Below are 22,636 nucleotides of genomic sequence, written 5' to 3'. Positions count from 1 at the left end.
TCCTCACGGCTCGGGTCGGACCGGAACCGGTATGAGTCGCCGATAGATGCGCTCGGGCGTGAGCGGCAGCGCGCGGAATCGGACGCCCGTCGCGTCCTGCAGCGCATTGGCCAGCGCGGGCGCGACCGGGTTGACGCAGCACTCCGCGATGCCTTTCGAGTGCATCGCCCCGACGGAATCGGCGGAGTCGACCGTCAGTACTTCGGTGCGGGGAATGTCGGCGTAGGCCGGGATGCGGTAGTTGCGCAGGTTCGGGTTGACCATCGCGCCGTTCGCGTCGACGTGGAAGTTCTCGGTCAGCGCGAAACCGATGCCCTGCGCGACACCGCCCTCGATCTGGCCGCGCACCTGCGCCGGATTGATGAGGACGCCGGCGTCGGTCGCGTGCACGCTGTAGAGGATGCGGATCTCACCCGTCATCCGATGCACGGCGATCCGGAAGCCGTGGGTGTTGAAGACGACGCTGCGCGGTGACCCGAAGGCCTTGCGCGCCTCGGTCAATCGGATGCCGCGACCGCGCGCCACCTCGATCAGCTCCGAGAGCGATACGCGGCTGTCACCGCAGACGATCCCGGTGTCGTCCATCGCACACGAAGCGATATCGACACCGGTATGTTCGGCCGCCAAGAACAGCATGCGATCGCGCAGCGCCTCGGCAGCCCGCAGCACCGCGTTCCCTGCGACGAAAAGACCCGCGCTGGCGAATGCGCCGGTATCGAAACCCGTTCGGTCGGTATCGGATTGCACCAGGCGCACCCTTGCCGGTGTGGTGCCGAGCCGGTCGGCCGCGATCTGCACGTGGGCGGTCGGGGTGCCCTCGCCGAATTCGACGGTGCCGACGGCGAGCTGGTAGCTGCCGTCGTCACCGAGGGTCAGCCAGGCCTCGGAGAGATGGTCGGTCGGGGGCGCGGTCTCGTGCAGCGTGCACGCGGTGCCGGTGCCGATGAGCCAGTCGGCTCCGGGTGGCGGCTCGACGGCGTTGCGCCGCAACGCGTCATCGACGAGATCGATGCATCGGCCGAGGCCGTCCTCACGGAACATGACATCGTCCGGCCCGTCGTCGAATGCGACGAGGCCATCGCCGGGACGCACGATATTGCGCCGCCGCAGCTCGAGCGGATCCATATCGAGCGCGACCGCCAACTCGTGCATGGCCGACTCCATCGCGAATGCGGGCTGGGTCATGCCGTAGCCGCGCAGCGCGCCGCCGGGCACGCTGTTCGTATAGACCGAATACGCGTCGAACTTCTTGTTCGGGCAGCGGTAGGCCGCGACGGCGGCGCCACCGGCGAACAGCGTCTCGCCGCCGTGGTTGCCGTAGGCGCCGGTGTTCGACACATTGCGGACCTGGATGGCGGTGAGTGTGCCGTCGGCCCGTGCACCGAGCTTCACCGTCAGCGACATCGGGTGTCGTGGTGAGGCCGTGGTGAACTCCTCTTCGCGCGTGAACTCGAAACAGATCGGCCGCCCGGTATCCAATGCGGCAAGGGCGGCCAGATCCTCGGTGATGACCTCCTGCTTACCGCCGAACGCACCGCCGACCCGCTTGCAGAACACGCGCACCTGATCGGGACGCAGGTCGAAGAGATAGCCGAGCTTGTTCTTGGCGATGGAAGGCGATTGGGAGCTGGTGCGCACGTGCAGGCGACCGTCCTCGATCCACGCGATCGATCCGTGGGTCTCGAGATGCGCATGCTGAACGCGCGGCGAGGAATACGTGCCCTCGTGGATCACATCGGCCTCGGCGAAGCCCGCCTCGACATCACCCACGTGCCCGTGGATCTCGAGCAGGATGTTGTGCTCGGGATCGTGCATGAACGGGTCGTGCGAGCCGTGCAGTTGGGGTGCGCCGTCGGCCATCGCCGTTTCCGGATCGAAAACCGCGGGCAGCACCTCGTACTCGACGACCACCTTGCGGCAGCCCTCCTCCGCGGCCCCGACGGTGTCGGCCAGCACCGCGACCACGCGTTGACCGACGAAGCGCACCACGTCGTCGAGGATGTAGGTGTCGCTGGGATCGACGAGGTGATCGGTGTGGATCGCGGTCGTGAAGCGCTTGCGCGGCACGTCTTCCCAGGTATAAACGCGATGCACACCGGGAACCGCGAGCGCCGCGGTCTTGTCGATCGACACGATGCGGGCATGGGCGTGCGGGGAGCGCAGCATCTTCAGGTGCAGCATTCCGTCGATCGCGGTGTCCATGGTGAATTCGGCACGACCGGTCACCACCTCGGCGCCCGCCGGAGTTCCGACGCTGGTCCCGATTACTCGGCCCGGCCGGGCAACCTCGATCTCGGTGACACCGTGCACCGCGTCTTCGATCGCCCGGTAGCCGGTGCAGCGGCAGAGGTTGCCCTTGAGCGCGCGCGAAAGGTCTTGCCGCTGAGCGTCGGTGAGCGCCACCGTGGTCATGATCATGCCCGCGGTGCAGAAGCCGCATTGGAAGCCGGGACCGTCGCGGAACTGTCGCTGCATCGGGTGCATGTCCTCGGGTGAACCGAGACCCTCGATAGTGGTGATCGTGCGTCCCTCGGCACGGAATGCGGGCGTGATGCAGCTGTGCACGGGATCGCCGTCCAGCCATACCGTGCAGGCGCCGCAATCGCCCGCGTCGCACCCCTTCTTGACGCCGTGGCAGCCGAGCGAGCGCAGGAATGTGCGCAGGCACTGACCCGGATTCGGCTCGGCATCAAAGGTGTTTCCGTTCACGGTGTATGTCACGGCGGACCGCCTTCGCTGAGCTCGACGCGGATCTCCTCAGCGAAGTACCCGGCCAGGTGGTGCCGGTGGTCGGGCGTGCCGTTCGGGTCGCTGAACCACAGGTCTTCGGGGATGGCGTCGATGCGTTCGCGCAGTGCGTCGGCGTCGGGCATGGTGTCGAACGCCACGCGCACCGGGCGGGTGGTGCCCGCGGTAATGGTGAGCAGCAGGTCCTCGGTCCCCGGCGACTGGGTGGCAATCAGGAACAGCGTGGAGCGGCCCAGGCGCGTCAGGGAGAAGCGCCGATGCGCACACCGCTTGCGAAGTGCGGCGACCGGAATATCGATCCGGCGCAGGATCTCGCCGGGGCCGAGGACGTTCCGGTGGTCCCCGAGGACGAAGTCGGCGGCATCGACGGTGCGTTCGGATCCGTCGGGAGCCCACACCGTGTACGTGGCTTCGAGCGCGACCGTCAACGTGATCATCGGGCCAGCGGGCAGCGACAAGCAGATATTGCCGCCCACCGTCGCCGTGTTCCAGACCTTGAACGAGGACAGGAACGCCTCACAGCACGTGGTGAACAGCGTCCCGGCGGGCCAGTCACTCAGCGGCGCAAAGGAATTCAGCTCGCGGATGGTGCACGTCGCGCCGATCTCCAGGCCAGCGGCGCTCGGCACCAGGCTGTCCCAGCCGAGTGCGGTGAGATCGAGGAGACGACGCAGCTCCGGCTGCTCGGTCGAGAACAACCAGGTCCCCCCGGCCAGCCACGCGTCGCCGTCGCACCAGGCCGCGCCCGGTCGGTCGAAAGGTCGCCGAACGATATCGGTGATCGTATTGAGATCCATAGCGCCGCTCCCTCTGGGAAGGTGCCGCCGATCGCCCGCCGAGTTCGATCACGCTACGACGCCTCTTCGGGGTCATCGCCGATCACGTACTCGCCTTGGGTCAACGTACCCGACCCGACTAGGACGCGACTAGCAATCCCACAGCCACCGTGCGGTCGCTGCGGATCAACTCCTTCGCGAGCTGTGCTTACCGGCACCAGCTCGCGAGCCAGGCGCTGTGTCCGAGGTGACGGCGCAGTTCCAGGCGGCATCGTCGGACAGCGCTGCGTGTGTGCCGCCGGATACACGCCGAACGGCGGGAACCGCGACGGTCGCGAGGCTGGCGCCGACCGCGATCGCGGTGAGTAGCACCATTCCTCCGTGCAACCCGGTGTACGCCGCCAGCTGGCCGGTGGCGAGGTAGGCGACGGGTGTGAGCAGCGTCGAGCCGAAATCATCGATCGATCTCACGCGCGATAGCACCGCCAGCGGTATCCGCTCCTGTAAGAGTGTGCGCCAGTACACCATTGCCATCGAGACGGCTGCTCCGGACAGCGCGCTGTAGACGCCGATGATCGACAGACCGAGCCCGCTGACCAGCAGCGCGGGACGCGCCGCCGCGACGGCCAGCAGTGCCGCGCAGACCGCGGCCGGGCGGGCGGCGGATTTGCGCAGCGCGACCGCGCTCCCGAGCACGGCACCCGCGGCGAAGGTTGCCATGATCACCGCCCACCCGTCCGGACCGCCGAATTCCAGCTGCGCGACCTGCGGCCCGAGCACGAGTACGGCGGGCACCGCCACCGCGCTGAAGACGGTGAAGTTCGCTATCGAGGTCCACAGCCAGGTCCGGGTCGCCACTTCGCGCCAGCCGGTTCGCAGTGCGATCAATAGGGGTTCCGGTGAAGTCCGCTCGCTCGCGGCCGGGCGGCGGACCCCGAGCAGCACAACCACGCTGATCAGGAAGGTAACGGCATCGACGGCCACCGCCGCACCGAGCCCCGCCGCCGCGATGAGTACCGCACCCAGCGCCGGACCGACAACACGCAGCAGGCTGCTCGACATGGCGACCAGTGCGTTCGCGGCGCGCAGTGAGTCGGCGGGCACAAGTTGCGCGACGATGCCACCCAACGCCGGAGTGAACAGTGCCTGCGCGCCGCCGTAGATCACCTGCAACACCATGATCTGCCACAGCTGAGCCGCCCCGAATGCGAGCAATACGGCCAGTACGGCCTGGGTGGCCGCGCGGGTGAGATCCGCCGCGATCATCAACTCGCGACGCGGAAACCGATCGGCCAGCACCCCGCCGAGCAACAGCAGTCCGGTCAGCGGCACGAAGCGGGCGGCGAGGACGCCACCGAGCGCGGCGGGTGATCCGCCGATCTCCAAGACGACGAAGGTGAGCGCGAGCACCGCCGGGGCGTCCCCCGCCATCGATACCGTCTGACCGACGAAGAGCAAACGGAAATCGCTCTGCCGCAAGACATTACGCGCGCTCATCGAACCACTCGCGCACGATGACGGCCGCCTTGTCCGGCGGGACCATCGACACGCCGTCGCCGCGCGCCCCGCGCCACATCTCGTACACGACACGGGATTCCGGCTCCACGACCGTTTCGCCCGCCGCCCGCAGACTCGCCACATGCCGCTGGATCACGGGCTTGTCCCACATCACCTTGTTCATATGCGGAAACCACAGGCAGGGTCGAGGCGCGGCGAGCAGTGTGGTCGTCGCGGGCGTCGACGCGAGTCCCAGCGCCGAGGCCGCGACCAGGTGCGCGGTGGCCGGGAGCACCACGATGCCGTTCGAGGTCAGCGCGAGTTCGACCGGATTGAGGGTCGGGCTGTCGGAGGTGATGACTTCGTCGGCCAACCAGCCGACCACTTCCCGTGGCACGAATCGCTCCGCGCTGCGGGTGAGCAGCACGACGATCTCGCCGGGCTGAGTCTTGCGAAGTTCGGTCAGATAGAGCGGCAGGACCAGGGATGCGCTGGAGCCTGCGGCGATCACCACGAGCGCGCCATGGCGCATGACTGATCTCCTATGGATGGAAGCGGGGATCGCCCGGTATGCACGGGCGATCCCCTCGGGTTCAGCAGGTCGGGCCGTCGTCGACTCCTGTCTCGATCATGGGATTACCTCCTTTCACGTGTGCGAGTTCGGGTTTCAGAACCGGCAGTTGCCGGGGTCCGGTTCGCTGATGCCGGAGGGTTGGCCAGCGGGCGTGATGAGGACGACGTCAAGTGTCAGCGGTTTGTCGGTCTCGTTGCGCACGGTGTGGACGTGGCGCGGATGCTCGACCCAGCCCCGACCGACGCCGAATGTGGTTGGCGCGCACTGCCGATCGTCGGCCTCATATCGAGTCGCGATGCCGTCGGCGACATTCACGAGTACGTCACCGGGATGCGAATGCCAGCCGACGCTGCCGCCAGGGGCCACGGTGAGCACGGAGAACTGGACATCGACGGGGCCGTCCGGAGCGATGTGGATCGGCTCGGTGACAGTCGCCTTGCTGAGTTGCTCGCCGGTCACACCGACATTCGGCGTGGCCACTGCGGGCAGTGTCGCAGCGGTCGACAATACGGCGAGACCGATTGCCGCACCGATGAATCCAACACACCGACGGACGCTGCTGGACATGGATTCCCTCCCCGCGAAATAGACCTTGTTCTCCGCTCCGTGCCAGCTCCTCCCAGCCGGTCGGTGCGGTTGCGAACAAGCATCCGGGCGATGCCTTTCACCGGCATCTCACACGCGTTTCACGAGATATCCGCGCTGCTCACCCACACCGAAATCTATTGCGGCGGAGCTATTTCGCGGCCGAAATGGCGGAGGCCGACCGGGCAATCGCCCAGTCGGCCTCGTGAGGCGTGCCCTTCGATCAGTCTGCGGACACTGCGGACTCGGCAACCTGATGGCCGGAGCCCCTGCGCCGGAACGGTCGCAACCGCCGAGGCGGTCGCTGCGGCTGCGCCTCGGCCGATTCCGGATCCTGTACGCGAGTTGCCGTCGCCTCGATCCAATCCGATGCCTCGATGGCCCCGTGGCGCGACAGTTCGGTGCCACGCACCGCCTGTTCGCACCGGCGAGCCAGATCACGGCGATCGAGTCCGGGATTCTCGACCGGCTCGAGCACCACCTCGGCCACCATGCCGCGCGAGCGCAGAACCCGCTTCGCCGAAGTGCCGAAGCCGTCGTCACCGACGAATCCGGGAATGGTCGACTGGGTACCGTGCGCATCCAGATACCGCACGCGCACCGGCTGCACCGAGGTTCCGGTGTCGACCGCCGCCTGGAAGAGCGCGGGCCGCATCCTGCCGTAGGCGCGGCCACACCAGGTGGTCCCCTCGGGGAACACCGCGACTCGATCCCCCGCCGCCAGCCGTTCACCGAGGCGCGCCACCACACCGGGCAATTCGCGCAGCCGTTCGCGTTCGATCGGAATGACCCGCATGAGTTTGGCCAGCCCACCGAGCAGCGGCCAATCGACCATATCGGCGCGGGCCACGAAGCCCAGTGGCTGCACCGCGGCCATGACGACCACATCGGTCCAGCCGATATGCCCGGCGACGATCAGCAGCCCGTCACCCGAATCGCCGAAGCGCGCATCGGCCGACTCCCCCGCACCGGCTCGGTTGTCGACAACGCGCAACCGAATCCCGAGACAGCTCAGAACCGTTCGCGCATACCGCCGTTGCAACTGTTCGCGCCGTCCGCGCGGCGTCACGACATTGACAACGGGAAAGCTGAGCAACAATCCGGCCACGCCGAATAGTCGGCCGATCACCCGTGCGGTGCCGATCTCATCGACCGGATCGATGCAGCCGGGCCCACATGGGCTCGACGGCATCCAGGAATGCGCGGTGCGCTCTGCGGGCGGCGCGTCGAACACCATCTGACTCACCGTCCCCCGTCGAGTGCATTGGCCGCGTCTTGTAATCGGTTGAGGTAGCGGGTGTTGATCGTGTTCAGACCGAGCAGCGCGACGAAATCGGCGACCGCGAAATCCGGATCGTGCGCCGGTTCACCGCAGATCTCCGCGCCAAGGCGCAGGTAACCGCGCAGCAGCGGGGGCAGCTTCGGGCGCGCGGGCGGCGTCATCTCGTCCAGCGTCAGCCCGTCGACGACCACCGGGCGATGGGGGTGCACCCGCCGCTCGGGATCGGATCCGTGGCGGCCGAGCAACATATCGCGCACGCCGCGCACATTCACACCGGCCGGATCGGCGGGGGTGTCCTGCATGGGCACCGAGACGCAGCCCATCACCCATTCGTATCCGGTGAGCTGGATGTAGTGCAGGATGCCCGCCCACATGAGGGTCAGCACCGAGCCGTTGCGGTGGTCGGGCACCACACATGCACGGCCCATTTCCACGATCCGGTTGCCCTCCGGATCCAGTTGGGCCAGATCGAATTCGGTGGCGGTGTAGTAACCACCCGCGGCAGTCACCTTGTCCGGCGGCAGCATTCGGTAGCAGCCGACGAATTCCTCGGTCCGGTCGTCGCGGACCAGCAGGTGGTCGCAGTGCTCGTCGAAATGGTCCGCGTCGAGACCCGTTCCGTTGTCGGGGATCCGGAAGCCGGGCTCACTGGCGAAGACGCCGTACCGCAGGCGCTGCGCGGCCAGTCGGTGCGCCGAATCGGAGGAGACGACCAGCGAATACCGAGACCGTTCCGCCCCGGAGTCCGTCGGTCGAGCCGGGGCTGTCAACACGGACGAAATAGTCATATCCGTGATGAAGCCAGTCCGAAACTGCGCCCTAGCAACCTCGAAGTGTCGCCGCGATGCCGGTTCGGTGAACGAGATGATGATCACACCGAGCGTTCACCGAACTGTCGCGTCGCGTTCCGTCTCCCGCATCGCTACCGCCGCCTTTTGCCTGATCCGTGACCTTTTCGGAACAGTCAGGCGGCGTCGCGCTCCGATATCCGGACCGGATCCCGCGCCGTATCCACCTCGTCGAAACCGGGGCGGCCCGTGCCGATGAAGGCGACCAGCCACGAGGCCACGGCGGCGAAACGGTTGCGGAATCCGACCAGGTACAGCAGGTGCACCGCGAGCCACATGGTCCACGCGATGACGCCGCGGAAGGTGATGTGCTCGTTGAGTTTCACCACCGCGCTGAACCGGCTGATCACCGCCATGCTGCCCTTGTCCCAGTACTTGAACGGGGTGCCGGGGAGCTGCTTGCGGCGAATGATGTCGGCGGCGTGCCTGCCCTCCTGCATGGCGACCGGCGACTGGCCCGGATAGCCGTTGAGCGAGGTCATATCGCCGATGGCGTAGATATCGGCATGTCCGCCGACGGTCAGGTCGGGATTGATCAAAAGCCTTCCGGCCCGGTCGGTTTCGCAGCCGGTGGCCTCGGCCAGGATCTGCGCGAACCCGCCCGCCTGCACACCCGCCGACCAGACCACCGTTTCGGCCGCGATCCGGCGCTCGATGCCCTGCTTGTCCTTGACGGTCACCTTGCCGTATTCGATATCGGTCACGAAGGTGCCGAGCAGCACCTCGACACCGCTCTTGGTCAGCGATGCCTTCGCGTATTCCGACAGTCCGCCACCGAAGGGCGGCAGCACCTCGCCCGCGCCCTCGACCAGGGTCACCGAAACTTCCTGGTGGTAGTGCCGTTTCGCGAGTTCCTTCAGCTGACCGGCAACCTCGACACCGGTCGCGCCCGCGCCGACCACTACGAAGCTCAGCAGTCGCTTGCGGGTCTCCGCATCGGCGCCCTTGGCCTCGGTGAAGACGCGTTCGATCTGTGCGCGCAGCAGCTTCGCATCGTCGATGGTCTTGAGCGAGAACGTCTTATCGGCGAAATCGTCGCGGCCGAAGTACGACTGCGAGGCGCCGGTGGCGGCGATCAGCGAGCCGTAGCGGATCTGCGTGCGCTCGCCGTCGTGCTCGTAGGTGAGCACCGCATTGTCGGCGTCGATGGCGACGACCTTGCCGACCCGGACGTCGGCTTCCCTGTGCCTGCGCAGTACCGAGGCGATCGGCGGCGCGATCTCGTGCGATGCCAGCACACCTGTCGCGACCTGGTAGAGCAACGGCTGGAAGAGATGCTCCGGAGTGCTCGAGATAAGAACGTAATTGATGCCCGATTTGGCCAACTGCTTAGCGGCGGCAAGCCCCCCGAATCCCGATCCAACGATGACAACATCTGCGTGTTCCATGACAGCCTCCTTCTCTCATTACCAACCGTCATTCGATCCGCAGATATTTCAGGTGTTCAGGCGCATAATAGATATGACTCTTATCTGGATCGCTCATGAATTGGAGATCAAGTGGAGCTTCGCCAGCTCACCTACTTCGTCGCGGTGTGCGAGGAGCTGAGTTTCAGCAGGGCCGCGGCGCGCTGCTACATCTCCCAATCGGCGATCAGCCATCAGATCGCCCGGTTGGAGCGTGACCTCGGCGTAGCCTTGTTCGAGCGTTCGACCAGGGCCGTTGTGCCGACCGACGCGACCATGCGGCTACTTCCGCTGGCTAAACAGATGCTCAGTCTGGAGTCGGCCATCCGCGCCACCGTGCGCACCTCCGGTCACCGCATCCGGCTGGCCGCCAATATGTCCTTCGCGACTCGATCCCTGTCGGCGATCGCCGGAGCGCGCGCCGCGCATCCGGATGCCGAAATCGAATTCGTCATCAAACCGTTCCGGCAGCGGATCACCGCGGTGGCCGACGGCGACTGCGATCTCGCGCTCATCCGCGGCAGTGTCGACGAGCCCGGTCTCGCGGTGGAGAAGCTGTGGATCGAGGACCTCGTCATCGCCACCTCCGCCGCCCATCCGCTGGCCCCGCAGGACCAGGTCACGCTGGCGGATCTGAGCCCGTATCCGCTGCTGCTCCCGCCCGAGCAGGAACAGGTCCTGCTGCACAATGTGATTCGGGCCGCCTTCGCCGAACTGTCGGCGGGACCCACCTTCGGTCCGCCGATTCCACCCGACCACACCGCGACCATGGAGCTGATCAATCGCCCGGACGCCTGGACGGTGCTCTACGCCGACAGCCCGACCGAGGGCCTGGTCGTCCTGCACCTCGCCGAGCACCGGCTTCGTATTCCGGTCTCCGCGGTCTTGCGCAGCGATGCGCGCCGTTCGCCGATCCTCACCACGCTGCTGTCCGGATTGCACCGCCGCTGAGATCTGCTGTCTCCGAGCAGATCTCAGCGGCATCGAGGTCAGGCGTTCTCGCGGGTGAAGCTACGTGCGCCGATCACCATCGCCACCGCGGCGACCGCCAGTGTGAGCCCGGTCCCGAGGTACACCTCGGACGCACCGTAGTCACCGCGGAACAGGGCCCTGGCCGCATCGACGGTGTGCGAGAACGGATTCACCTTGCCGATCGTGCGCAACCAACTCGGCCCGACGCTCAACGGCAGCAGAATGCCGGACAGCAGCATCAACGGCACCGCGAGACTGTTGAGCACCGAGGCGAGCACATCCTCGGATTTGGCCCACAGACCCAGCGCATAGGACGCTGCGGCCAAACCTGCCGCCATGACCGCGATCAACAACACCGACAGCACCACGCCGAGCGGATCCGGCCGAACCCCGAAGGCCGCCATGGCAACTCCGACGAGCACCAGCGCTTGGACAACGAGCACGACCATGTCTTTGAGCACGCGCCCGGTCAGCAGCGCGCCCCGGCTCGCGGGCGTGACCCGCTGCCGTTCGACGACCCCCGCGCGCAATTCCGCCACAATGCTGAATCCGACATAGATCGCGCCGAACAGCCCGGTCTGGATGACCAAAGCGGGCGTGAGCAGCTTCCACGGATCGGAATCCGCGCCGAGCGACGGCGCGATGCCCTTGACGAGCGGCCCGAACAGCACCAGATACAGCACCGGCTGGGACAGACCGATCAAGACCCACACCGGATTTCGCAGATTGGCCCGCAGTTGGGACCAGAAGATCAGTCCGGTATCGCGCATGAACCTCATGAGTGACTCGCCTCCCGCAGCGAACGCCCCGTAATGGTGAGAAAGACATCGTCGAGGCTGGGACGTTTGACAGTGAGCGCACCCGGTACGAGACCGCGCTCGTCCATGGCACGCAATAGGGGTACGACCGCGGCATCGCCGCGATCCACGGTGAGATGCACCAGCGTCGCACCGATCCGGTCCGGACCCGCATCCTCCGAGCGCACCAGCGAGCGCACCTCGAGCACCGACTTGGCGACCTGGAGTGCGAGATCCGCATGGCCGTTTTCGATTTCGAAGCTCACTACGTCGCCGGAGATGCGGCGCTTGAGTTCGTCGGGCGAGCCCTCGGCGACGATGCCGCCGTGGTCCATGATCAGCAGCCGGTCACACAGTGCGTCGGCCTCGTCCAGATAGTGGGTGGTGAGCACGACCGTGGTGCCTCGCTCGCGCAGGCGCCGGATGTGCTCCCACAGATTCGCGCGGCTTTGCGGATCCAGGCCGCTGGTCGGCTCGTCGAGGTAGATCAGCGCCGGGCCGTGCACCAGGCCGAGCGCGATATCGACGCGGCGGCGCTGACCGCCGGAGAGCTGGTTGCATTTGCGCCGGCCGAGGTCGTCCAGGTCGAGTGCGACGAGCAGTTCTTCGGCATTGTGCGTGGCCTGTGCCTTGCTCAGCCCGAAAAGCCGTGCCTGCAACACCAATTCGTCGATGACCAGGGCATCGTCATTGGTCATTCCACCCTGCGCGACGTAGCCGATGCGCGAACGCACAGTCCGCTGCTCGGCCCGTAGATCAGCGTCGGAGATGACCGCCTCGCCCGCGGTCGGGGCGATGAGGGTACTGAGCATCCGCAATGTCGTGGTCTTACCCGCGCCGTTGGGGCCGAGTAGACCGAGGATCTCGCCCTCGTACACATCGAAGTCGACGCCCGTAACCGCTTGGACGGGGCCACTTTTGGTTTCAAACGTCCGCGCCAGCCCGCGTGCCCGGATCACCGAGATGCGAGTGCGATCACGAACGGAGTCGATCGTTTCCACCTGAACAACGGTAGAAACGATCGACCAAATAGTCAAGCTTTACTATTCAGTGTTGATCAGTCGATGATGGCGCTCCGGCCGTCCACCCGCGTCGGGAACCGTTCCCAGACCTCCAACTCACCACTTTCGATGCGTTCCAACGTTTTCTGCGACCAGCGCAGGTCGGCCCGGACATGTTCGGAGGCCAACCGGATCGCGTCGGCGACATGATGCGGCTCGGTCTCCGCCGGATCGCCGCTACCAGCCATCACGCGACGCTCCTCGCGATCGAGTTGCTCGAGTTCGGCCTCGAATTTCTTGATCCGGCTGCGCAGCGCGGCGACGACCTCGTCGCGAGGCGCCTGCGGCAGCAGCGCGACCGCCGCGGCATACGGATGCTTCGGCTGCTCGGCATCCCACAGTGCGTCACGCAGCAGCTGCGCGAAGACCTTCTCCCCCTCGGCGGTGAGCCGATAGGTCGTGCGCTCCGGCCGCGCACCGTCCTGCCCGACGCCCTCCACCGCGATGAGCCCGTCGCGCTGCAAGGTATTCAGCGCGCCGTACACCGAACCCGGTTTCACATTCGCCCAATTGTCCGCCCGCCAGGACAGCAACTCCCGCCGAACGTCGTAACCATGCACCGGCGCCAGCAGCCGCACCACGGCGAGCACCAGCATCCGAGTCGTAGGAACAGCCATATCCGCAGGTTATCCCACTGCACGCGCCGGTGAGTTTGCCCAGGAACGCAAAGACTCGCCAAACCTGTTGCCGCATTACACAACAACAGATTTGGCGAGTCAGGGGTAACGCATTGAGGGCGGGCCAACCCAGCCCGGCGAGCGCATCCTGATCGATGCGAGCAAAGACCTTCCCCGTCAGTAGGCGAGCGCGGTCCACGGGATATTGATCGGGAACGGGTGCGTGAACGACACTCGCTCCTCGCCGTCGTTCACCCATTCACCGACGAGCCGATACGCGGCTGGGTGTAGCGGGCTGATCCCGTCCGGTAGCTGCGCGTACCCGATCTCCAAGCCATATGCGTGGATGAATGCGATGGCGCTGACATCCGCTTTCAGCGTCACTTCCCAGTACCACGGAATCCCGGCCTTCGCATACCGACTCTTCTTGGCCTCGATATCGGACGGAATATTGGAGGGTGACAGCACTTCGCCTACCAGTACGGTGTCGGTGGCGCGGACGTCTCGGTAAGCCCCTCCAAGACAGCGGTGCACCAAGAAATCCGGGGTGAGGAAGTCGGACTTCCCGTTGTTCCCGAGAAAGACATTGGTTTCGAGGTTGGCCACCCAGCAGCGTTCAGCGTCTGACGCCATATCGTTGCGTGCGCACCGCTCGAGCTCATGGGTCAATCGGCGCATGAATATCTGATGTTCACCGGGACCGCGACGCACCCACACCACACGCCCCTCCCAGAGCTCGATCTGTTCCGCGATCTCCGCTGGGAGTTGCTCCAGTTCCTCCCAGGTCATATGCGCGGGCAGGTCAGGACGCTCGATACGGGGCAGGGACATGACGCAATGATAGGCCCCGGAAACACCCGTGGTCCCGGCCGTTTCCGGCCGGGACCACGGGTCGCGTCGGTGCGCGAGCGCTCAGCCCTTGTGGGCCTTCACCGCCTCGGTCAGCTGCGGGGCGACATTGAACAGGTCGCCGACGATGCCGTAGTCCGCGATCTCGAAGATCGGGGCCTCTTCGTCCTTGTTGACCGCGACGATGGTCTTCGAGGTCTGCATACCGGCGCGGTGCTGGATGGCACCGGAGATGCCGAGGGCGATGTACAGCTGCGGGGAGACCGTCTTACCGGTCTGACCGACCTGGAACTGGCCCGGGTAGTAGCCCGAGTCGACCGCGGCACGCGAAGCGCCGACGGCGGCGCCGAGCGAATCGGCCAGCGCCTCGACGACCGCGAAGTTGTCGGCGGAGCCGACACCGCGACCACCGGAGACGACGATGCTCGCCTCGGTGAGTTCCGGACGGTCGCCACCGACGACCGGCTCGCGCGAGGTCACCTTCACGACGCCCTCTTCCTGCGCGGGCACCTCTACGGTCACCTTCTCGCCCGCACCGGCCGAGGCGGTGGCCTCGACGGCGCCCGGACGCACCGAGATCACCGGCACGTCGCCGGTGGCCTTCGCGTCGACGGTGAACGCGCCACCGAAGATGGAGTGCACGACCGAACCGTCGGACTTGACGTCGATGACATCGACGAGCAGGCCGGAGCCGATGCGCGCGGCGAGGCGGCCCGACACCTCCTTGCCCTCGGCGGTGGCGGCGACGATCACGGCGGCCGGGGAAATCGACTCGACCAGACCGGCGAGCACGTCGACCTTCGGGGTGACCAGGAAGTTCTCGACATCGTCGGATTCGGCGATGTAGATCTTCGCGGCGCCCGCGGCGGCCAGCGCGTCGGCCAGCTTCTCGCCGGTGCCGGCCGGGCCGGTCACGACGGCGGCGGGCTCACCCAGCGCGCTCGCGGCGGTGAGCAGTTCGGTGCTGACCTTCTTGATCGCACCGTCGGCGTGCTCGACGAGCACAAGTACTTCTGCCATTTGTGTTCTCTCCTAAGCAGTCTCGGGCGGGATCAGATGATCTTCTGACCGACCAGGTACGCGGCGATCTTGGTGCCGCCGTCGCCCTCGTCCGCGATCTTCTCGCCCGCGGTGCGCGGGGGCTTCGGGGTGGCCGCGGTGACGGCGGTGCCCGAGTTGGCGACACCGACGGTCGACGGGTCGACGCCAAGGTCGGCCAGCGTGAAGGTCTGCACTTCCTTCTTCTTCGCGGCCATGATGCCCTTGAAGGAGGGGAAGCGCGGCTCGTTGATCTTCTCGGTGACGCTGACGATGGCCGGGAGGGTGGCCTCCAGCTTGAACACGCCCTCGTCGGTCTCCCGCTCACCGGTGATCTTGTCGCCGTCGACGGACAGCTTGCGCAGGTGCGTCAGCTGCGGCAGGCCCAGGTACTCGGCGATGATCGCGGGCACGGCACCGGCGCGACCATCGGTGGCCTCGTTGCCCGCGATGACCAACTCGACACCCTCGACCTGGCCCAGCGCGCTGGCCAGCACCCAGGCGGTCTGCACGGCGTCGGAGCCGTGGATCGCCGGATCGTTGATGTGGATGGCCTTGTCGGCGCCCATGGACAGCGCCTTGCGGATGGCCTCGGTGGCACGGTCCGGACCGGCGGCCAGCACGGTGACCTCGCCGCCCTGGGCCTCCTTGATCAGCAGCGCTTCTTCGACGGCGCGCTCGTTGATCTCGTCGAGGACGGCGTCGGCGGCTTCGCGATCGAGGGTGAAGTCACCGTCGGTCAGCTTGCGCTCGGACCAGGTGTCGGGAACCTGCTTGATGAGTACGACGATGTTCGGCATCGGTCTTCGTCGACCTCCTGTTCTGGTTACACGTGTGTGGTGGTCGCACGAGCGGTGCCGTACGTCCTTGTTTGTAGCTCAGGGCGTGACACTACCCTACGTTAAGTTACTCACGGGTAACTTAGTCGCTTCTCTCTCACAACGGTGGTCCTGGCGATAATGTGCGGCCGCGTTACCAGTAACGTCGGAGCGATGAGCGAGGCTGTGATCCCTGCCGCAGTGGGCACCACCCCGGGCATTACTCCCGAGTCGGCCGTGGAGCCGTTGCCGCTGACCGGCGAGCGGACCGTTCCCGGCATCGCCGAGGAGAACTACTGGTTCCGTCGGCACGAGATCGTCTACGCACGCCTGCTCGAGCGTTGTGCCGGAAAAACCGTGCTGGAGGCCGGATCCGGTGAGGGTTACGGCGCGAACATGATCGCCGATGTGGCCACCAAGGTGATCGGCCTCGACTACGACACCAGCGCGGTCGAGCACGTGCGCGCCCGCTACCCGCGCGTTGAGATGATCCAGGGCAACCTCGCCGCGCTGCCGCTGGAAGGCGAGTCGGTCGATGTCGTGGTGAATTTCCAAGTGATCGAACACCTCTGGGACCAGGGCCAGTTCATCCGGGAATGCCTGCGGGTGCTGCGGCCCGGCGGCGAGCTGCTGATCAGCACGCCCAATCGGATCACCTTCTCCCCCGGCCGCGATACTCCGCTCAACCCGTTCCACACCCGCGAACTCAATGCCGACGAACTCACCGAACTGCTCGTCGACGCGGGTTTCCGGGTCACGCTCATGACCGGTGTGCACCACGGCCCGACGCTGAAGGCGTTGGACGCCAAGCACGGTGGCTCGTTCATCGATGCCCAGATCGAGCGCGCGCTGGCCGGGGAGCCGTGGCCCGCCGAGCTGACCGCCGATGTCGCCGCGGTCGCCATCGACGATTTCGCACTGGTCACCGAGGACATCGATGCGAGCCTCGATCTGGTCGCCCTCGCGGTGAAGCCTTGAGTAGACAAGAAGTTCCCGGCCAGTTCACTCTGGTCCTGCATTCCCATCTGCCCTGGCTGGCCCACCACGGTCGCTGGCCGGTCGGCGAGGAATGGCTCTACCAATCCTGGGCCGCCTCTTACCTTCCGGTCGTCGACGTGCTGAGAACCCTTGCCGCGGAAGGCCGTTCACATCTGCTCAGCCTCGGCATCACGCCGGTGCTCGCCGCCCAGCTGGACGATCCGCATTGCCTTGCGGGCATGCATCATTGGCTCGGCAACTGGCAGCTGCGCGCCGACGAGGCCGCGATGGCGGGCAATATCGCTCTCGGCAGGCATGAGCACCGGCTGGCCGCGGCGGCACTCGCGGAATTCGAACAGCACTGGCGCCACGGCGCGGCGCCGGTCTGGCGGCAGCTCATCGACGCCGAGGCCATCGAGCTGCTCGGCGGCCCGCTTGCGCACCCGTTCCAGCCGCTGCTGCACCCGCGACTGCGTGCCTTCCAGCTCGACGAGGGCCTGGTCGATGCCCGGCACCGCTGGGGTCACACCCCGACCGGCATCTGGGCGCCCGAATGCGGCTACACCCCGGGCATGGAGACCGGATACGCGGCCGCGGGTGTGACACATTTCATGGTCGACGGACCCGCACTGCGCGGCGATACTACCCTCGGTCGGCCGGTCCGGGAATCGGATGTGGTGGCCTTCGGGCGGGATCTGCAGGTGAGCTACCGGGTTTGGTCGCCCAAGTCCGGCTACCCGGGCCAGAGTGCCTACCGTGACTTTCATCACTATGACCACGCGACGGGTCTCAAGCCCGCCCGCGTCACCGGCAAGACGGTCGCCGGTCCGGACAAGGCCCCGTACGACCCGGAACTGGCGGCCGGAGCGGTGGTTCGCGATGTCGACGATTTCGTGCGGACCGTGCGCGAACGGCTGATCGAGGAATCGGCGCGTATCGGACGTCCGGCCCTGGTCGTCGCCGCATTCGACACCGAATTGTTCGGACACTGGTGGCACGAGGGTCCGCAGTGGCTGGCCCAGGTGCTGCGGGCGCTGCCCGAGGCGGGTGTCACCCTCGGCACGCTCGCCGATGCGAGGGCGCGCGGGTTTGTCGGCGAGCCGGTGCCGCTTGCCGATTCGTCCTGGGGTTCGGGTAAGGATTGGCGAGTATGGGCCGGTGACCAGGTGAAAGACCTGGTGGATCTGAATGACGATATTGTCCGGCTCACCCTCGATACGGTCGACAAGATGCGGGCCGCGGACGGCGGCGCCGCACTGCGCGACCCGGTTGCCGATCAACTGCTGCGCGAGGCCATCCTCACCGTCTCCAGCGACTGGGCATTCATGGTCAGCAAGGACTCCGCGGCCGGCTACGCACGCGACCGCGCACACCGACACGCCCACGCCGTGCGGGAAATCGCGGCCGCCGTCGGGGCGGGCCAAGTCGCCAAAGCACACCAGTTGGCGGCAGGATGGGGGGCGGCCGACGGCTTCTTCCCGAGTTTGGACGCACGGCGGCTGGCGATCGCGGACCGAGACTCCGCCTGATAAGGACATTCATGAAGATCTTGATGGTGTCGTGGGAGTACCCACCGGTTGTGGTCGGTGGGCTGGGCCGCCATGTGCATCACCTGGCGGTCGAACTGGCCGCGGCCGGTCACGAAGTGGTCGTGCTCGCCCGCCGCCCCTCCGGCACCGACTCCGTGACCCACCCCACCCACTCCTTCATCGCGGAGGGCGTGCTGGTGGTCGCGGTCGCGGAGGATCCGCCGTGCTTCGACTTCGGCGAAGACATGCTCGCCTGGACGCTGGCCATGGGCCACGCGATGGTGCGCGCGGGAGTCGCGCTCGGCAAGCCCGGCATCGGCGACGGCTGGGTCCCGGATGTCGTGCACGCACACGACTGGCTGGTCGCGCATCCGGCGATCGCGCTGGCCGAGTATTACGACGTGCCGCTGGTTTCCACCATCCACGCCACCGAGGCCGGGCGGCACAGCGGTTGGGTCTCGGGCCGGGTCAACAAGCAGGTGCATTCGGTCGAGTGGTGGCTGGCCAATGAATCGGATGCGCTGATCACCTGCTCGACCTCCATGCAGGACGAGGTGGAGCGGCTCTACGGGCCGGAGCGGGTGCCGATGACGGTGATCCGCAACGGAATCGATGTGGGCGCGTGGACTTTTCGGCCGCGCGCACCGCGTACCGGTCCGCCGCGTCTGCTCTATGTGGGTCGGCTCGAGTACGAGAAGGGCGTGCAGGATGCGATCGCCGCGCTGCCGCGCATCCGCCGCGCCCACCCCGGCACCACGCTGACCGTCGCCGGTATCGGCACCCAGTTCGAATGGCTGCGCGAACGCGCCCGGGTGCATCGGGTCGCGCGGGCGGTGACCTTCGCCGGTCAGCTCGATCACGAGGAACTGCTCGGCTGGTTGCACGGCGCCGATGCCATCGTGCTGCCGAGCCGCTACGAACCCTTCGGCATCGTCGCACTCGAAGCGGCCGCCGCCGGTACCCCGCTGATCACCTCCACCGCGGGTGGTCTCGGCGAGGCCGTCATCGACGGCGTCACCGGCGCATCCTTCGAACCGGCGGATGTGGACGGCATCGTCGAAGCCGTGCGCGCCACCCTCGACGATCCGGCCGCCACCCAGGACCGCGCCTACGCCGCGCGCGAACGTCTCACCGCGGATTTCGCCTGGGACGTCGTGGCCGCCGAAACCGCCCTGGTCTACTCCTCGGCCAAACGCCGGGTCCGCAACCCCCTCGGCCGCCCCACCATCATCGAACGTCCCCTCCCCGAGCGCGATCCGAAGTAGCGCCTAGCTCTCCATCTTCTTGACGATCTTCTGGATGGTGAGCCAGGTGCGGGTGGTGATCTCCTTGCTGTAGGTCTTCTCCATCCAGGCCATGAAGTTCGGGGTGCGGGGTTCGGTGTTGTCGATGACCGAGAGGACGACGCGGGCGGCGGTGTCGTAGCCGACGATACGGACACCGGGTTCGGTGTGCTTGTCCAGCTCTTTCGCGACGTCGGGCGGGGCCTGTTTGAGGAAGGTCGCGGTCAGGTAGGTGCCGCGGCCGTGGGTCAGGCCCGGAAACGGATCGGTGTCGAGCAGGTCGCGCAGTTCGTCATAGGCGCGCACGATGGTGCCGCCCGGAATTCCGAGTTCGCTGTTCAGCGCGTCCTGGATGCGGGCTTCCAACTTCGCGATATCGGTGTCCGCGGTACGGAAGACCACATTGCCGCTGGCCAATACCGTGGCGACCTTCTCGAATCCGAGCCCCTCGAACACGCCGCGTAGCTTCTCCCCCTTCATATTGGGGTTCGTCGGCATGATCCCGCGCAACAGCGCCGCGTACCTGGTCATGCCGTGACCGTACCGACTGGCACCGACGCATACCGGCATACTCGGCCGAGACAGCACGAGCCCCGGGTCCCTTCCGGATCCCGGGGCTCGTGTTCGCTCATGCCGACTGGGTGGCGCCGTTCTTCTTGCGCTCGATATCTTCCAGCGCGGCAACATATTTGGCGCGCTCCTCGGCACCGGCCTCCCAGGTCGCCTTGCGGTTCTTGACGACCTTGGCGGGCGCGCCGACGGCGATGCTGTAGTCCGGAATCTCGCCCTTGACCACCGCATGCGCACCGAGCACACAGCCACGGCCGACGCGGGTTTCGCGCAGCACCGTCACCTTGGCGGCGATCCAGGTGTCCGGGCCGATGCGGACCGGGCTCTTGACGATGCCCTGATCCTTGATCGGCATATTGATGTCGTCCATGCGGTGGTCGAAGTCGCAGATGTAGCACCAGTCCGCGACCAGCGTGGATTCACCGATCTCGATATCGAGATAGGTGTTGACCACATTGTCCTTGCCGAAGACGACCTTGTCGCCGATGCGCAGCGAACCCTCGTGGCAGCGAATGGCATTGCCGTCACCGATATGCACCCAGCGGCCGATTTCCATCCGGCCCAATTCGGGGGTCGCGTGGATTTCGACGCGCTTGCCGAGGAAGACCATGCCGCGCAGCACGATATGCGGATTGGCCGCCTTGAATTTGAACAGCCGGTAGTACCGCACCAGATACCAAGGCGTGTACGCCTTGTTCGCGAGCACCCAGCGCAGCGACGCCAGCGTCAGAAATCGCGCTTGCTGCGGATCCCGGCGGCGCGAGCCGCGCCACCGCGAGCGCAACGGTGCGCCCCACATGCTCGTCACGAAGTCATCTCCTGTCGTGGTCTTTGACATGGCGACCGTCCCGGTCGCGACGGCTAGAGCTTATCCCGTCGGAAAACACCGCCGGGACCCGTACAACGTCGGCGGACCCTCCCGTACAGTGATCGCTGCGCCGCCGACGGCGGCGGCGAACCTCCACGCGGGCGGTGGTGCGCGTACCCGGGGGTCGACACGCTTTCGGTCACGTCCCCAGCGGGCAACGACGACAGGAGTGCAGCAGGTGCGAAGCGGCGGCGTACTGGCCAACCCGGCGCGCGGACTCACCCTGTCCCGACTGGGCGCGGCGGCGGCCATCGGCGCACTGGTGTTGACAGGCTGCGGTACCGACGTCGACGACATCACCGTCGGATCGGGCAAGGGCTGGACCACCGCGCACCACGACGGCCGCAACAGTGGCGTCAGCCCGGTCACCGGCTCGCGCAAACTATCGCTGAGCTGGTCGCGACCGGTCGGTGGGCCGATCGAGGAACCTGTGACGCTCGGCCCGGACGGGCAAATGTTCGTCACCACCCTGACCCCGAGCAACTGCGCCATTCTCTCGCTGCAGATGCCGACCGGCCGCAAGCGCTTCTGCAACGCGCTGGGACCGAACGCGATCTCCGCGCCCTCGGTGGTCGACAGCGGCACCAATGTCTACGTCGGCGACGACGGCGGGGTCAGTGCGTTCAACTCGATCGGGCAGCCGCGCTGGCGAACTCCCGTTGCGGGCGTACCGGTTTCGGCGCAGTTCACCGGCGACGGGAACATCCTGACGGTCACGCAGTCCGGTCAGATGGATGTGCTGAGCCGCCAGACCGGGGAGCGCGTCGTCAGCACTGCCCAGCTGCTGGGCGATCCCGATTTCCTTGAGTACCCCGGTCTCACCCGACCCGCGTCCGGACAGGGTCTCGACGACTGCGCGATCGGCGGGCCGCAGTGCCCGGTCGCCAATATCTCGCCGATCGAGGTGTCCAGCGGCCGCTTCTTCGTCACGCTGTGGCAGCCAGGCAAGCCGATCGCCGCACTGGTCGCACTGCGCTACGCCGACAATAAGATTCAGCAGGAATGGAGCGCGGACCTGCTCACCGACGGCAGCGCGACCAGCCCGACGCTGTCCGCCGACGGCCGGACCGTCTACGTCGGCGACAACTCCAAACGCCTCATCGCGATCGACGCCGCCGACGGCCGGACCAAATGGGTGCAGCCGCTGGATTGGGCTCCGCGCGGCGGCATTTCGGTCTCCAGCGACGGCCTGATCATCCCGGCAGGCGACGACGGCCACCTGCTCGCCCTGCGCGACAAGGGCGACGCCGCCGAAATCGCCTGGGAGCGTAAGGATCTCACCCTGCGCGGCACCCCTGTCCAGACCGCGGGCGACACCGGCTACACCGCCGCCGCCATCGGCGACGGCATCAACCTGATCACCTTCGACACCAAGACCGGCGCAACCGTCGACTCGGACGTCCTCCCGAACGCGAAGGGCACCACCACCGGCACCTCCGTCGGCCCCAAGGGCGAGGTTGTCCTCGCCACCCGCATCGGCGAAGTCTTCACCTTCAAACCCGAGCAGTAGACGCTCGTTCCCGGTGGCGCCGTTGCATGG

At 66.8% G+C, this 22,636-nt stretch carries 21 protein-coding genes; 5 read left to right on the top strand and 16 right to left on the bottom strand.

Going from position 1 to position 22,636, the window contains the following annotated elements; all coding sequences use genetic code 11:
- Nucleotides 1-3 precede the first annotated feature (3 nt).
- From ACQPZ2_RS11310 to ACQPZ2_RS11275, 8 genes are all read right to left on the bottom strand, one after another.
- Nucleotides 4-2,721 (bottom strand): molybdopterin-dependent oxidoreductase, encoded by a 2,718-nt coding sequence (locus tag ACQPZ2_RS11310; protein ID WP_433525493.1) that lies wholly within the window; start codon nt 2,719-2,721, stop codon nt 4-6.
- Nucleotides 2,718-3,545: an FAD binding domain-containing protein gene (locus ACQPZ2_RS11305; protein WP_433525492.1), complete on the bottom strand. Its 828-nt coding sequence runs from the start codon at nt 3,543-3,545 to the stop codon at nt 2,718-2,720. Before ACQPZ2_RS11305 ends, ACQPZ2_RS11310 begins: the two co-directional genes overlap by 4 nt.
- Nucleotides 3,546-3,710: 165 nt before the next feature.
- Entirely contained in the window at nt 3,711-5,021 is a 1,311-nt protein-coding gene (locus ACQPZ2_RS11300) for an MFS transporter (RefSeq protein WP_433525491.1), read from the bottom strand.
- Entirely contained in the window at nt 5,008-5,553 is a 546-nt protein-coding gene (locus tag ACQPZ2_RS11295) for a flavoprotein (protein WP_433525490.1), read from the bottom strand. Before ACQPZ2_RS11295 ends, ACQPZ2_RS11300 begins: the two co-directional genes overlap by 14 nt.
- 135 nt (nt 5,554-5,688) lie before the next feature.
- Nucleotides 5,689-6,162, bottom strand: coding sequence for a cupin domain-containing protein (locus tag ACQPZ2_RS11290; RefSeq protein ID WP_433525489.1), 474 nt, complete (start codon nt 6,160-6,162; stop codon nt 5,689-5,691).
- Nucleotides 6,163-6,403: 241 nt separating this feature from the next.
- Nucleotides 6,404-7,426, bottom strand: a complete 1,023-nt coding sequence (locus ACQPZ2_RS11285) for a lysophospholipid acyltransferase family protein (protein WP_433525488.1) — start codon at nt 7,424-7,426, stop codon at nt 6,404-6,406.
- Nucleotides 7,423-8,250, bottom strand: a complete 828-nt coding sequence (locus ACQPZ2_RS11280; RefSeq protein WP_433525487.1) for a GNAT family N-acetyltransferase — start codon at nt 8,248-8,250, stop codon at nt 7,423-7,425. The genes ACQPZ2_RS11285 and ACQPZ2_RS11280 overlap by 4 nt, the downstream gene beginning before the upstream one ends.
- Before the next feature lie 176 nt (nt 8,251-8,426).
- A complete protein-coding gene (locus ACQPZ2_RS11275) occupies nt 8,427-9,698 on the bottom strand; it encodes an NAD(P)/FAD-dependent oxidoreductase (protein WP_433525486.1) in 1,272 nt (423 codons plus the stop codon).
- A 111-nt stretch (nt 9,699-9,809) separates the two neighbouring features.
- On the opposite strand from ACQPZ2_RS11275, the gene ACQPZ2_RS11270 reads away from it, so the two are divergent.
- On the top strand, nt 9,810-10,667 hold the full coding sequence (locus ACQPZ2_RS11270; protein WP_063047265.1) for a LysR family transcriptional regulator: 858 nt from the start codon (nt 9,810-9,812) through the stop codon (nt 10,665-10,667).
- Nucleotides 10,668-10,705: 38 nt separating this feature from the next.
- Here ACQPZ2_RS11270 and ACQPZ2_RS11265 read toward each other — a convergent pair whose 3' ends face one another.
- From ACQPZ2_RS11265 to ACQPZ2_RS11240, 6 genes are all read right to left on the bottom strand, one after another.
- Entirely contained in the window at nt 10,706-11,467 is a 762-nt protein-coding gene (locus ACQPZ2_RS11265) for an ABC transporter permease (protein ID WP_433525485.1), read from the bottom strand.
- Complete coding sequence (locus ACQPZ2_RS11260; RefSeq protein ID WP_433525484.1) at nt 11,464-12,486, bottom strand: ATP-binding cassette domain-containing protein; 1,023 nt, start codon at nt 12,484-12,486, stop codon at nt 11,464-11,466. Before ACQPZ2_RS11260 ends, ACQPZ2_RS11265 begins: the two co-directional genes overlap by 4 nt.
- Nucleotides 12,487-12,542: 56 nt before the next feature.
- Nucleotides 12,543-13,163, bottom strand: a complete 621-nt coding sequence (locus ACQPZ2_RS11255) for a PadR family transcriptional regulator (protein WP_084509625.1) — start codon at nt 13,161-13,163, stop codon at nt 12,543-12,545.
- Between the two features lie 177 nt (nt 13,164-13,340).
- Nucleotides 13,341-13,994: a Uma2 family endonuclease gene (locus ACQPZ2_RS11250; protein ID WP_433525483.1), complete on the bottom strand. Its 654-nt coding sequence runs from the start codon at nt 13,992-13,994 to the stop codon at nt 13,341-13,343.
- Between the two features lie 81 nt (nt 13,995-14,075).
- On the bottom strand, nt 14,076-15,032 hold the full coding sequence (locus tag ACQPZ2_RS11245; RefSeq protein WP_063047270.1) for an electron transfer flavoprotein subunit alpha/FixB family protein: 957 nt from the start codon (nt 15,030-15,032) through the stop codon (nt 14,076-14,078).
- A gap of 32 nt (nt 15,033-15,064) precedes the next feature.
- Nucleotides 15,065-15,850: an electron transfer flavoprotein subunit beta/FixA family protein gene (locus tag ACQPZ2_RS11240; RefSeq protein ID WP_063047271.1), complete on the bottom strand. Its 786-nt coding sequence runs from the start codon at nt 15,848-15,850 to the stop codon at nt 15,065-15,067.
- 192 nt (nt 15,851-16,042) lie between these two features.
- Between ACQPZ2_RS11240 and ACQPZ2_RS11235 the strand changes: the two genes are divergently transcribed.
- The 3 genes from ACQPZ2_RS11235 to ACQPZ2_RS11225 are packed head-to-tail and all read left to right on the top strand — an operon-like array spanning nt 16,043 to nt 19,640.
- Complete coding sequence (locus ACQPZ2_RS11235) at nt 16,043-16,846, top strand: class I SAM-dependent methyltransferase (protein WP_433525482.1); 804 nt, start codon at nt 16,043-16,045, stop codon at nt 16,844-16,846.
- Nucleotides 16,843-18,375, top strand: coding sequence for a 1,4-alpha-glucan branching protein domain-containing protein (locus ACQPZ2_RS11230; RefSeq protein WP_433525481.1), 1,533 nt, complete (start codon nt 16,843-16,845; stop codon nt 18,373-18,375). The genes ACQPZ2_RS11235 and ACQPZ2_RS11230 overlap by 4 nt, the downstream gene beginning before the upstream one ends.
- 11 nt (nt 18,376-18,386) lie before the next feature.
- Nucleotides 18,387-19,640, top strand: a complete 1,254-nt coding sequence (locus tag ACQPZ2_RS11225) for a glycosyltransferase family 4 protein (protein ID WP_063047273.1) — start codon at nt 18,387-18,389, stop codon at nt 19,638-19,640.
- A gap of 3 nt (nt 19,641-19,643) precedes the next feature.
- On the opposite strand, the gene ACQPZ2_RS11220 is transcribed toward ACQPZ2_RS11225, so the two are convergent.
- Nucleotides 19,644-20,189 carry a DUF1697 domain-containing protein gene (locus ACQPZ2_RS11220; protein ID WP_433525480.1) on the bottom strand — a complete coding sequence of 182 codons (546 nt, stop codon included), beginning with the start codon at nt 20,187-20,189 and terminating at the stop codon, nt 19,644-19,646.
- A 97-nt stretch (nt 20,190-20,286) separates the two neighbouring features.
- A complete protein-coding gene (locus tag ACQPZ2_RS11215) occupies nt 20,287-21,036 on the bottom strand; it encodes an acyltransferase (protein ID WP_040693897.1) in 750 nt (249 codons plus the stop codon).
- A 238-nt stretch (nt 21,037-21,274) separates the two neighbouring features.
- Here ACQPZ2_RS11215 and ACQPZ2_RS11210 point away from each other — a divergent pair, with 238 nt between their 5' ends.
- A complete protein-coding gene (locus ACQPZ2_RS11210) occupies nt 21,275-22,606 on the top strand; it encodes a PQQ-binding-like beta-propeller repeat protein (protein ID WP_433525479.1) in 1,332 nt (443 codons plus the stop codon).
- The last annotated feature ends 30 nt before the right edge of the window (nt 22,607-22,636 follow it).

The sequence above is a fragment of the Nocardia pseudovaccinii genome, from assembly GCF_050942345.1.
Taxonomy (GTDB): domain Bacteria; phylum Actinomycetota; class Actinomycetes; order Mycobacteriales; family Mycobacteriaceae; genus Nocardia; species Nocardia pseudovaccinii.
The sequence above is the reverse complement of the archived record's forward strand: the minus strand, read 5'-3'. Positions and strand labels throughout refer to the sequence as shown.

What these genes read in the sequence shown, in the direction of transcription:
- ACQPZ2_RS11240 (WP_063047271.1), bottom strand. Translation starts at nt 15,850, where the DNA reads ATGCCGAACATCGTCGTACTCATCAAGCAGGTTCCCGACACCTGGTCC.
- ACQPZ2_RS11220 (WP_433525480.1), bottom strand. Translation starts at nt 20,189, where the DNA reads ATGACCAGGTACGCGGCGCTGTTGCGCGGGATCATGCCGACGAACCCC.
- ACQPZ2_RS11250 (WP_433525483.1), bottom strand. Translation starts at nt 13,994, where the DNA reads ATGTCCCTGCCCCGTATCGAGCGTCCTGACCTGCCCGCGCATATGACC.
- ACQPZ2_RS11255 (WP_084509625.1), bottom strand. Translation starts at nt 13,163, where the DNA reads ATGGCTGTTCCTACGACTCGGATGCTGGTGCTCGCCGTGGTGCGGCTG.
- ACQPZ2_RS11300 (WP_433525491.1), bottom strand. Translation starts at nt 5,021, where the DNA reads ATGAGCGCGCGTAATGTCTTGCGGCAGAGCGATTTCCGTTTGCTCTTC.
- ACQPZ2_RS11225 (WP_063047273.1), top strand. Translation starts at nt 18,387, where the DNA reads ATGAAGATCTTGATGGTGTCGTGGGAGTACCCACCGGTTGTGGTCGGT.
- ACQPZ2_RS11265 (WP_433525485.1), bottom strand. Translation starts at nt 11,467, where the DNA reads ATGAGGTTCATGCGCGATACCGGACTGATCTTCTGGTCCCAACTGCGG.
- ACQPZ2_RS11245 (WP_063047270.1), bottom strand. Translation starts at nt 15,032, where the DNA reads ATGGCAGAAGTACTTGTGCTCGTCGAGCACGCCGACGGTGCGATCAAG.
- ACQPZ2_RS11290 (WP_433525489.1), bottom strand. Translation starts at nt 6,162, where the DNA reads ATGTCCAGCAGCGTCCGTCGGTGTGTTGGATTCATCGGTGCGGCAATC.
- ACQPZ2_RS11280 (WP_433525487.1), bottom strand. Translation starts at nt 8,250, where the DNA reads ATGACTATTTCGTCCGTGTTGACAGCCCCGGCTCGACCGACGGACTCC.
- ACQPZ2_RS11295 (WP_433525490.1), bottom strand. Translation starts at nt 5,553, where the DNA reads ATGCGCCATGGCGCGCTCGTGGTGATCGCCGCAGGCTCCAGCGCATCC.
- ACQPZ2_RS11275 (WP_433525486.1), bottom strand. Translation starts at nt 9,698, where the DNA reads ATGGAACACGCAGATGTTGTCATCGTTGGATCGGGATTCGGGGGGCTT.
- ACQPZ2_RS11305 (WP_433525492.1), bottom strand. Translation starts at nt 3,545, where the DNA reads ATGGATCTCAATACGATCACCGATATCGTTCGGCGACCTTTCGACCGA.
- ACQPZ2_RS11235 (WP_433525482.1), top strand. Translation starts at nt 16,043, where the DNA reads ATGAGCGAGGCTGTGATCCCTGCCGCAGTGGGCACCACCCCGGGCATT.